Origin of the sequence: Mesorhizobium sp. M5C.F.Ca.IN.020.32.2.1 (assembly GCF_004023105.1) — a bacterium.
Lineage (GTDB): Bacteria > Pseudomonadota > Alphaproteobacteria > Rhizobiales > Rhizobiaceae > Mesorhizobium > Mesorhizobium wenxiniae.
Genome location: NZ_RZSX01000140.1, coordinates 1 through 9,718, shown reverse-complemented (window position 1 = coordinate 9,718; position 9,718 = coordinate 1). Strand labels below are relative to the sequence as shown.

At 62.6% G+C, this 9,718-nt stretch carries 10 protein-coding genes; 4 read left to right on the top strand and 6 right to left on the bottom strand.

The features are described from left to right. The first annotated feature begins 848 nt into the window (after positions 1 to 848). On the top strand, positions 849 to 1,349 hold the full coding sequence (locus tag EOA86_RS09805; protein WP_128341417.1) for an isoprenylcysteine carboxylmethyltransferase family protein: 501 nt from the start codon (positions 849 to 851) through the stop codon (positions 1,347 to 1,349). 43 nt (positions 1,350 to 1,392) lie between these two features. On the opposite strand, the gene EOA86_RS09800 is transcribed toward EOA86_RS09805, so the two are convergent. Both EOA86_RS09800 and trxB read right to left on the bottom strand, forming a co-directional pair. Continuing rightward, the gene (locus EOA86_RS09800; RefSeq protein ID WP_023799796.1) at positions 1,393 to 2,289 is read right to left on the bottom strand and encodes a LysR family transcriptional regulator; all 897 of its coding nucleotides are present in this window, start codon (positions 2,287 to 2,289) and stop codon (positions 1,393 to 1,395) included. A 74-nt stretch (positions 2,290 to 2,363) separates the two neighbouring features. Then, a complete protein-coding gene (gene trxB / locus EOA86_RS09795) occupies positions 2,364 to 3,338 on the bottom strand; it encodes a thioredoxin-disulfide reductase (protein ID WP_065012013.1) in 975 nt (324 codons plus the stop codon). A gap of 259 nt (positions 3,339 to 3,597) precedes the next feature. Here trxB and EOA86_RS09790 point away from each other — a divergent pair, with 259 nt between their 5' ends. Beyond that, a complete protein-coding gene (locus EOA86_RS09790) occupies positions 3,598 to 4,083 on the top strand; it encodes an Lrp/AsnC family transcriptional regulator (protein ID WP_029350080.1) in 486 nt (161 codons plus the stop codon). Here EOA86_RS09790 and EOA86_RS09785 read toward each other — a convergent pair. The 4 genes from EOA86_RS09785 to EOA86_RS09770 form a co-directional block, all read right to left on the bottom strand. Then, positions 4,064 to 4,744, bottom strand: coding sequence for an HAD family hydrolase (locus tag EOA86_RS09785; RefSeq protein ID WP_127211563.1), 681 nt, complete (start codon positions 4,742 to 4,744; stop codon positions 4,064 to 4,066). The genes EOA86_RS09790 and EOA86_RS09785 overlap by 20 nt on opposite strands. Next, positions 4,737 to 5,309 (bottom strand): SIS domain-containing protein, encoded by a 573-nt coding sequence (locus EOA86_RS09780; RefSeq protein WP_128341415.1) that lies wholly within the window; start codon positions 5,307 to 5,309, stop codon positions 4,737 to 4,739. The genes EOA86_RS09785 and EOA86_RS09780 overlap by 8 nt, the downstream gene beginning before the upstream one ends. Positions 5,310 to 5,316: 7 nt before the next feature. After that, positions 5,317 to 6,807 carry a D-glycero-beta-D-manno-heptose-7-phosphate kinase gene (gene rfaE1, locus EOA86_RS09775; protein WP_128341419.1) on the bottom strand — a complete coding sequence of 497 codons (1,491 nt, stop codon included), beginning with the start codon at positions 6,805 to 6,807 and terminating at the stop codon, positions 5,317 to 5,319. A gap of 150 nt (positions 6,808 to 6,957) precedes the next feature. After that, positions 6,958 to 7,590: a LysE family translocator gene (locus EOA86_RS09770; RefSeq protein WP_128341413.1), complete on the bottom strand. Its 633-nt coding sequence runs from the start codon at positions 7,588 to 7,590 to the stop codon at positions 6,958 to 6,960. Positions 7,591 to 7,755: 165 nt separating this feature from the next. Between EOA86_RS09770 and rfaD the strand changes: the two genes are divergently transcribed. Both rfaD and waaF read left to right on the top strand, forming a co-directional pair. Continuing rightward, the gene (gene rfaD, locus EOA86_RS09765) at positions 7,756 to 8,706 is read left to right on the top strand and encodes an ADP-glyceromanno-heptose 6-epimerase (RefSeq protein ID WP_128341412.1); all 951 of its coding nucleotides are present in this window, start codon (positions 7,756 to 7,758) and stop codon (positions 8,704 to 8,706) included. Beyond that, on the top strand, positions 8,679 to 9,686 hold the full coding sequence (waaF, locus tag EOA86_RS09760) for a lipopolysaccharide heptosyltransferase II (protein ID WP_128341410.1): 1,008 nt from the start codon (positions 8,679 to 8,681) through the stop codon (positions 9,684 to 9,686). The genes rfaD and waaF overlap by 28 nt, the downstream gene beginning before the upstream one ends. The last annotated feature ends 32 nt before the right edge of the window (positions 9,687 to 9,718 follow it).

Genomic DNA, 9,718 nt, shown 5'->3' with positions numbered 1-9,718 from the left:
GAACACCAACGGCAAGGCCGCCTGACACTGGATTTTGGCGCCAGTATCGCAGGCTGCAGAACACAAGGAAACGGCGTCCGGAATGATCCGGACGCCGCTCTCTTGCGGACCGTCTTCGTGGGAGGCGAAACGGCAGGTCCGCCGCACATGCCGCCAGCGCCTGACGGCCTCAGCGGAAGAATGGTTCGGACGCGGTAGCCGCCTGAGCCCGGATCGCCCGAGTGATGCCCCCATCTCCCGCACGAACCACACCGCGTCCTATGATCTGCTTAGTCGATGCTGGGCGCCTGTGATAGGTTACCTGAGGTTACATGTCACTGTTACGTGACAATTTCGGTCGGCTTTCCCTCAGCGCCAGCAGGTTTCGGGCAACAAAAAAGCCGGATCAATGAAGATCCGGCTGAGTTTGATTGGAAGTGCCTGTTAGGGCTAACCTCCAGAGGGGAACACTCGAGGGCGCTAATGGGAGGAGAACGCGCCCAGGAGATGATCTATATATGTGCTCATCATGCTCAAGAAACAAGCATCTATTTTGCAACACACGCATGCAAAATGACACAGGCTGTGGTCTAACCCATTCCTTGGCCTCATAGGACCAGCAGAATCGTCGAAATGCGGTGCACGGCCAGGCAAAGATCATTGGGAAATAGCGAATCAGAGCCAATTCTCGGCCCGAAACGCAAAAACAACGAACGACGTCGAATCAGGCAATACGCGTTTATTTTTGCAGCAGCCGCATCGGCCCGAGATAGGAATCGCTTTTCGGAAGGCACGATGCGTAGATTTCAAGTGCTAGACCGTATTTTGTGCGTCCAAGTGGACGCACGTCGCTCTGGAAGGAAGCCTCGATGAGGACACGTCAGGCGATCGCCGGCAGCGCGCTATTCTTCATCGCAGCGCCCGGCATGGTCGCGGGATTGCTGCCCTGGCTGTTGACCGATCGCTATCGTCTGCCATGGTCGACCCAGCCCGGCTTGGTCCCGTTCGGCTGGGTCCTGATTGTGGTCGCAGCGGCCTTGCTGCTTCATGCCTTCGCCCGTTTTGCTTTCGAAGGCCTGGGCACGCCCGCCCCGGTTGCGCCGACCGAGCAACTGGTTGTCGGTGGTATCTACCGCCATGTCCGCAACCCGATGTATGTGGCGGTGCTGTCGATCATCCTTGGCCAGGCACTGTTGTTTTCGAGCTGGGCTCTCGTCGCCTATGCCACTATCGCCGCCATCGCCATGGTCTCGTTCGTGAAGTTCTACGAGGAACCGACGCTTGCCCGCCGCTATGGCGCCGGCTACGAGGCCTACCGCCGCGCCGTCCCAGGCTGGCTGCCCCGCCTGACCCCATGGCGCTGCCAGTAAGAGTTGTCGTCGGCGGTGCAAGGCGGAAGCGATTTTCTGAAAGTTAGAACGACCAGCTTCGGGCCTTGGCGATAATGAAATCTCGGAAGACGTGCAGTTTCGCCTGGTTCTTCATCGCATCGGGATAAGCGAAATAGGTGTCGAAGGACGGCACTTCGGTCTCCGGCAGCAATTGCACCAGCCCTGAGTCCTTGCTGACCACATAGTCGGGCAGCATGGCGATGCCGGCGCCACCCTGTACCGCGCGCTTTATCGACAATATGTCGTTGATCTGCAGCGTCGGCACCCTTTGCCCGCCTTCGAAATCGCCGACCGTTTCCAGCCAATTCAATTCCGACAAATGCGCCGGCACCGGCACGCCGAAGGTGACGATGCGATGGCTCTTCAACTCGGCGATCGACGCCGGCTTGCCATACTTGTTGACGTAAGAAGGAGCGGCGTAGAGATGGAAATGCACGGTGAACAGGCGGCGCTGGATGAGATCAGGCTGCTGCGGCTGGCGCAGCCGGATCGCGCAGTCCGCCCGGCGCATGGTGAGGTCGAGTTCCTCGTTCGCCAGGATCAACTGCAGGCTGATCTCGGGATAGAGCTCGATGAATTCCTGCACGCGCTCGGTCAGCCAGCCGGCACCGAGCCCGACCGTGGTCGTCACCCTGAGCACGCCGGAGGGCCGATCCTTGGCCTCGGTCAGCCGCGACTTGATCGTCTCCAGCTTCATCAGCACGTCATGCGCCGTGCGGAACAGCATCTCACCCTGCTCGGTCAGCACCAGGCCGCGGGCATGGCGATTGAACAGCGGCACGCCGACGTCATGTTCGAGCGCGCTGACCTGCCGCGAGATCGCCGATTGCGACAGATGCAGTGTCTCGGCGGCATGGGTGAACGACCCAGCTTCCGCCGCAGCGTGAAACACGCGTAGCTTGTCCCAGTCCAACGCCATGATGCCCCTCGCTCTGTTTTTTTGGCGTTTGAATGAAAAATTAGGCTTTTGCGCGGCTTTTCTCGGCCGCTTCCTTACTCCGCCGCTTCGCGGTGAACTTCGATCCCGGCGAGGTACTTTTCCGCCTCGAGCGCGGCCATGCAGCCGAGCCCCGCCGCCGTCACTGCCTGGCGGTAGATGTCGTCGGTCACGTCGCCGGCGGCGAACACGCCCGGCACGTCGGTGCAGGTCGAATCCGGCGCCGTCCACAGATAGCCGTTCGGCTTCTGCTTTAGCTTGCCAGCGAACAGCTCAACCGCCGGCGCATGGCCGATCGCCACGAATACGCCGTCGACCGTCAGATGCATCTCCTGACCGCTCACCAGATTGCGCAGCTTCAGTCCCTCCACCGACGGCGGCAGCGGCATCTTGCCGGACTGACCGGTGATCTCGTCAACGACGGTGTCCCAGATGACGCGGACATTGTCCTTCTTGAACAGCCGCTCGCTCAGGATGCGCTCGGCGCGGAAGTCGCTGCGCCGGTGGATGACCGTCACGCTCTTTGCCAGATTGGAAAGATAGAGCGCCTCCTCCACCGCCGAATTGCCGCCGCCGATCACGGCGACATCCTTGCCGCGATAGAAGAAGCCGTCGCAGGTGGCGCAGGCCGATACGCCGAAGCCCATGAAGGTCTGTTCGCTCGGGATACCCAGCCATTTCGCCTGCGCGCCGGTGGCGATGATCAGCGCGTCGGCTGTATAGGTGGTGCCGGAATCGCCCTTGGCGCGGAACGGCCGCACATTGAGGTCGACCTCAGTGATGATGTCGTTGATGACGTCGGTGCCGACATGCTCGGCCTGCTTCAGCATTTGTTCCATCAGCCACGGACCCTGGATCGGATCGGCGAAGCCCGGATAGTTTTCGACATCGGTGGTGATCATCAACTGACCGCCCTGCTGCAGGCCGGCGACGAGCATCGGCTTCAGCATGGCGCGGGCGGCGTAGATTGCCGCCGTATAGCCAGCGGGACCGGAGCCGATGATGAGAACAGGCGCGTGCTTGGTGGTCATGGACGGGCTTTCACAACAACCGGACCCGAATGAAGCGTCCGGCACAAGGATCAATATCGGCCCCTAATCTAGGTGTTGCAGGCGACGCCAGCAAGACGACCGCGCCGTCGTCCCCGGAAAGCTTCCGCACAAACAGACGATCCATGAACATCTTGCGCGGTGACTGTCCGAAAATCACCGACTGAGGGATGGAATGGACACCGAAGTCGTTTAATTACAAGATCACGAAAGATTCTTGCGTGAAGCGCCGAAGGTATCCATGCCGCTCAAAGCCGATCTCGACGCCATCGACTGGAAGATCCTGCGCGAGCTTCAGCACGACGGGCGCATGACCAATGTCGAGCTGTCCGGCCGCGTCGGCATTTCGGCGCCGCCATGCCTGCGCCGTGTCAGGCGGCTGGAAGAGACCGGCATCATCCGCGGCTATCGCGCCCTGCTCAATGCGCCGGCGCTCGGCCTGGATGTCGTCGCCTTCTGCCTCATCGGCCTGCATCACCAGGCCGATGCGGAGCTGAAAACCTTCGCCGAACGCACCCGCGGTTGGCCGATCGTGCGCGACGCCTGGATGGTATCGGGCGAATCCGATTTCCTGCTGCATTGCGTGGCGAGCGACCTCGGCGCCTTTCAGACTTTCGTCATCGAGGAACTGGCCTCGGCGCCGAATGTCGACACGGTGCGCACCGCACTGACCATCCGTCGCGTCAAGGACGAAGGCCTGGTGGCTTTCAGCGAAATGAGAACCTAATCCCCCCGAGTTCGGCGATGGTCTCGCAGAGTTTGCTGTGATCGTTGCTCGTCGTCAGTTTGCGCGTCGCGAACATACCATCGCCAGAAGTCCGATTTGATCTGCCGTGCACCAGCCAGCCTTCGCATAGCCCGGCTCGCCGTCCGGCTTCCATATCATCAGCCTTGTCGCCGACGATGATCGATCGGCTGATATCCACGCCCAGCAGATCGCGGGCGCGCAGAAGCATGCCCGGATTGGGCTTGCGCATCGGGTGGTCACCTACTGCGAGTTCACCCGTCCCGCTCGAATGGTAGGCGCAGGCGAGCACCAGATCGATCCGGCAATTCTGCGCTTCGAGAAGCGCTAGCAGCCAGGCATTGACTGCGGCGAAATCCGGCCAGCCGAAATAGCCGCGGGCAATGCCCGACTGGTTGGAGACTACGATCGCAGGAAGGCCGACGATGTTGGCCGTTCGGATTACCGGCAGCATCTCCGGCCGCAGCACTATGTCGGCCGGATCGCTGGGATAGCCGCTATCGACGTTGATGGTGCCGTCGCGGTCGAGGAACAGCGCCGGCGTGCCAGCTGGAAAGGCCGCAGTACCGATCCGTTCGACCCAGAGCCCCGGCTCTTCGAGCTGATACGGCTGCGAGGTCGTGACAGCCTCCCTGTCAGCCATCACAGAGGCGCGCTTCGACCATTTCGCACAGATGATGATAGAGACAAAGATGCCCCTGCTGGATGATCGGTGTCGAGGTCGAGGGCACGTTGAGCAGGATGTCGGAGAGCGGCTTGAGCTTGCCGCCGGTGTCGCCGGTCAGGCTGATCACCGTCATCTCCATCATGCGCGCCTGTTCGGCGGCGGCAAGGGTGCTGGCCGAGTTGCCGCTGGTCGAGATGGCGAGCAGCACAGCACCCGCCGCGCCATGTGCCTCGACCTGGCGTGAAAACACCGTGTCGAAGCCGTAATCATTGCCCCAGGCGGTCAGCACCGCCGCATTGGCCGGCAGTGCGATGACGTTGTAGGCCTTGCGCTCCTTCAGGAAGCGGCCGACCAGTTCGCCGGCGATGTGGATGGCATCGCTGGCCGAACCGCCATTGCCGCAGATCAGCAGCGCCTTGCCTTGCGAAAGCGCCGCGACGACGGCGGTCACCGCCCGCTCCATCTCGCTGGTGAGGTCGCGCTCGACCATCGCGGTGATCGCGGCCGCCGAGCGGACCAGGTATTCGTTCAGTTCAGACATGAAAACCTCAGTTTGTACTGCCGGCGCGCAACTTGCCGATGGTGCCGGTCGTGCTCTTGCCGACGACGAGATCGACCAGCACGACGCGGCCGCCCGCCTTTCGCACGATTTCGGCACCGACCACCTGATCGATCGTATAGTCGGCGCCCTTGACCAGTATGTCGGGCTTGAGCGCCTCGATCAGCGCGAGCGGCGTGTCCTCCTCGAAGACGACGACGGCGTCGACCGAGGCAAGCGCCGCAAGCACGCAGGCGCGGTCATGCTCGTCGTTGACCGGGCGTCCCGGCCCTTTCAGCCGGCGCACCGAGGCATCGCTGTTGAGGCCCAGAACCAGCCGGTCGCATTGGCTGCGTGCCGCGTGCAAAAGGCTGACATGGCCGGCGTGAAGGATATCGAAGCAGCCATTGGTGAAACCGACACTCAGGCCTTCGTCCTTCCACGTCGCCACCAGCCTTGCAGCGGCAGCGGCATCGAGGATTGCGTCCTTATGGGCAATCGGGCCGTGCGAGCGAAACAGCGCGCCGGTAAGCTCTTCGACCGTCAGCCGCGCGGTGCCGCGCTTTCCAACCACCACGCCACCCGCCGCGTTGGCAATGGCGGCGGCAATGACGCGGTCGGCGCCCGCAGCCAGAGCCAGCGCAAACGTCGCGATGACAGTATCGCCGGCGCCTGAAACGTCGAACACTTCCCGCGCCTGCGTGGCGATGTGGCGGGCATCGTCCGAGCCGACGACGCTCATGCCCTTTTCGCTGCGCGTCGCGACGACGAAATCGAAGCCGTGTGCCGAGATCAGCTCACGTGCCGCGGCCACGATCTCGTCATCGCCAAACACCGCGCGTCCGACCGCTTCGCCGAGTTCCTTGCGATTGGGCGTGATCGCCGTCGCCCCGGCATAGCACGCATAATCGCGGCCCTTGGGGTCGACGAGCACCGGTTTTCCCGCCTGGCGGCAGATCGAGATCAGCTCGCCGGCGACGCCGTCGAGCAACATGCCCTTGCCGTAGTCGGACAGGATAACGATGTCGGCTTGCGCGAGCGCGGCGCGGAAATGCCGGACCAGCGTTGCTCGCTCAGCGTCGCCCAGCGGCTTGATTTCCTCTTCGTCGAAGCGCAGCACCTGCTGGTTGAGCGCGCTGAAGCGGCTTTTCGACGAGGTCATCCGGTTCGCGTCCTGCGCGAGGCCGCCAGTGTCGACGCCAAACTCGGCGAGAATGCGCATCAGATTGACGCCGGCCTGATCGGCGCCGATCACCGAGACCGGTATCGCGGTGGCCCCGAGCGAGACGATGTTGGCGACGACATTGCCGGCGCCGCCCATCGCCGACGTTTCGCCACGCCCGCGCAGCACCGGAATGGGCGCTTCAGGCGAAATCCGCTCGATGACGCCGTTGACGAAACGGTCGAGAATGAAGTCGCCGACCACCAGCACGGTGACGTTGCCGAATCGCGAGATGGCGCGGTGAAGGGGTTCGGGAGAAGGCAGGTATTGCTCGCTCATGTCATCCGCGACGTGCAATGAGAGCCGGTCCCCAAGCTGTGAAAGCGCTGGACTGGCGGGCTGGTCGTTCATGGCGAAGCCGATATACCGCAATTCGGTCCAGCGCAACGGCAGGCATCGAACGGACCACAGCCAACGCCGGTTGACGGATCAGCTTTTCTGCAAAGCCACATGAACGCCCAATCCGACGAGCACCGCACCGCCCGCACGCCGCATGAGGCGCTGCGCGTGGCTCGAGCGCCGCAGCTTGGTGACCAGCGCACCTGCCAGCACCACGCACATGACATCCGCCGAAGAGAACATCAGATTGACGATCGTCCCGAGGACGAGGAATTGGAGCCAGACGGGAAACGTCGCGGACGCGTCGATGAATTGTGGCAGGAACGCCATGAAGAAGATTGCAGTCTTGGGATTGAGCACCTCGACGGTGATACTCTCGAAAAAGGCGCGGCGGGCGGATTTCGGCTCAATACGAGGCATGACAGCATCGTCTTGCGCCCTGGCGCGAAACAGCGACACACCCAGCCAGATCAGATAGAGTGCGCCGGCCAGCTTGACCGCGATGTAGAGCGTCGGCACGGCGTGGAAAAGCACGGACAACCCGGCAGCGGCGGCGACGACGTGCACATAGCCGCCAAGATGGATACCCAACGCCGCCGTCAGGCCGGACCAGCGGCCGCGCGCCATGGTTTGCGCAGCAGCGTAAAGCATCGCCGGACCGGGGATGTAGGCAAAGATCGCCGTGGTGGCGAAAAAGGCGATAAGCAGTTCGGTCGACGGCATTATCCTTGCTCCTGTCGTGCCTCGCCGGTGGATCGTCGACGAAGCGAAAGCTTTGCGGCGGCACTGTGGCGCTCACCCAACCGCCGGATTGCGACCTGCTTTATCGACAGCCCCGCAAGCGTCCCCTATAAGGGCCGGAATCGGCACGAGATACCAGAGGCTTTCATGATCATCGTCACGGGCGGCGCCGGCATGATCGGCTCCAACATCGTCGCCGCGCTCAATGCCGAAGGGATCAGCGACATCGTCGTCGTCGACGACCTGACCGACGGCCACAAGATTGCCAATCTCGCCGACCTGCAGATCGCCGATTATCTCGACAAGGACGATTTCCTGCCGCGGATGGAGGCCAGGGACCTCGGCCGCATCGAGGCCGTCTTCCACCAGGGCGCCTGCTCGACGACCACCGAATGGAACGGCAAGTTCATGATGCAGGTGAACTACGCTTATTCGAAGCGGCTGCTGCATGCCTGCCTGACACTGCGGGTGCCTTTCCTCTACGCCTCCTCAGCCTCGGTCTATGGCGGCGGCGCCGAGTTTCGCGAGGAGCCGGAATGCGAACGCCCGCTCAATGTCTATGCCTATTCAAAGAAGCTGTTCGACGACTATGTCCGCCGCACCGTCTTCGATACCGATCATTCGCCGGTTGCGGGCCTGCGCTATTTCAACGTCTATGGACCGCGCGAGGCGCATAAGGGCGCCATGGCCTCGGTCGCCTTCCATCTGTTCAATCAGGTCGAGCAAGGCCAGAACCCGAAACTGTTCGGCGCCTATGACGGTTTCGGACCTGGCGAGCAGAGCCGCGATTTCATCCATGTCGGCGATGTCGCCGAGGTCAATCTGTGGCTATGGAAACGGGGCTCAAGCGGCATCTTCAACTGCGGCACCGGCCTTGCCCAGCCGTTCCGCGCCATAGCCGAAACGGTGATCGGCACACTGGGCAAAGGCGAGATCGAATTCATCGACTTCCCCGACCACCTGAAGGGAAGCTATCAGAGTTTTACGCAAGCTGATATGTCCCGGTTGCGCGCCGCCGGTTACAATGGTCAGTTTCGCACAGTGGAAACCGGCGTCAGAGACTATGTCGAATGGCTGAAAGCCCAACGATCCTCGTGATCGGCCCACGCTGGGTGGGCGACATGGTGATGGCGCAGTGCCTGTTCTCGGCGCTAAGAGAGCTTCACCCGAACGCCGCGATCGATGTGCTGGCCCCGGCATGGGCGGCGCCACTGGTCAAGCGCATGCCCGAAATACGCCAGCAGATCGATCTGCCGCTGAAATCCGGCGCGCTGGAATTCCGCATGCGAAGGCGCTTCGGCCGCCTGCTGCGCGGCCACTACGGCATCGCCTATGTCATGCCTGGGAGCTGGAAGTCGGCGCTCGTCCCGTTCTTTGCCCGCATTCCGCGCCGCGTCGGCCATCTCAAGGAAATGCGCTACGGGCTGCTGACCGATATCGTTCCCTTGCCCGACCATTTGAAACGGCGCACGGCGCAGGCCTATTTCGGCCTCGCGCGAGGGGGCACGTTCCGCGCTCCCAAGCTCGCTGTCGATACAAAAAACCAGGCGGAATTGCTGGGCCGCTTCGGGCTGGAGGCGAAAAAATTCGTCGCGCTGATGCCCGGCGCCGAATTCGGCCCGGCCAAACGCTGGCCGAGCGAACGCTATGCCGGCCTTGCCCGCGACATGATGGCCAAAGGTTTTGAGGTCGCGCTGTTCGGGTCGAAGAACGACGCCGACGTAACGGCGGAAATCGCCACGCTTGCACCTGGCGTCGTCGATCTCGCCGGCCAGACGCGGCTGGAGGACGCCATCGACCTGATCGCCGCGGCCAGGCTTGCGGTGTCGAACGACAGTGGGCTGATGCATGTTGCCGCCGCAGTCGGCACGCCGATCGTTGCCGTCTACGGCTCGACCTCGCCGCAGAATACGCCGCCCCTCGCCGAGCAGCGCGAACTGGTCTGGCTCGGCCTGTCCTGTTCGCCCTGCCACCGGAAAATCTGCCCGCTCAGCCATCTCAATTGCCTGAACACGCTCGAGGTTGCACAGGTCGCGGCAGCGGCGCAACGGCTGCTGGAAATGCCGGCCGCCGCATGAGGGTGCTCATCGTCAAGACATCCTCGATGGGT

Bases quoted from the DNA above. Each gene is read 5' to 3' on its own strand.
- EOA86_RS09770 (WP_128341413.1), bottom strand. From the start codon at position 7,590: ATGCCGTCGACCGAACTGCTTATCGCCTTTTTCGCCACCACGGCGATC.
- EOA86_RS09805 (WP_128341417.1), top strand. From the start codon at position 849: ATGAGGACACGTCAGGCGATCGCCGGCAGCGCGCTATTCTTCATCGCA.
- EOA86_RS09800 (WP_023799796.1), bottom strand. From the start codon at position 2,289: ATGGCGTTGGACTGGGACAAGCTACGCGTGTTTCACGCTGCGGCGGAA.
- waaF (WP_128341410.1), top strand. From the start codon at position 8,679: ATGGCTGAAAGCCCAACGATCCTCGTGATCGGCCCACGCTGGGTGGGC.
- EOA86_RS09780 (WP_128341415.1), bottom strand. From the start codon at position 5,309: ATGTCTGAACTGAACGAATACCTGGTCCGCTCGGCGGCCGCGATCACC.
- EOA86_RS09790 (WP_029350080.1), top strand. From the start codon at position 3,598: ATGCCGCTCAAAGCCGATCTCGACGCCATCGACTGGAAGATCCTGCGC.
- rfaD (WP_128341412.1), top strand. From the start codon at position 7,756: ATGATCATCGTCACGGGCGGCGCCGGCATGATCGGCTCCAACATCGTC.
- rfaE1 (WP_128341419.1), bottom strand. From the start codon at position 6,807: ATGAGCGAGCAATACCTGCCTTCTCCCGAACCCCTTCACCGCGCCATC.
- EOA86_RS09785 (WP_127211563.1), bottom strand. From the start codon at position 4,744: ATGGCTGACAGGGAGGCTGTCACGACCTCGCAGCCGTATCAGCTCGAA.
- trxB (WP_065012013.1), bottom strand. From the start codon at position 3,338: ATGACCACCAAGCACGCGCCTGTTCTCATCATCGGCTCCGGTCCCGCT.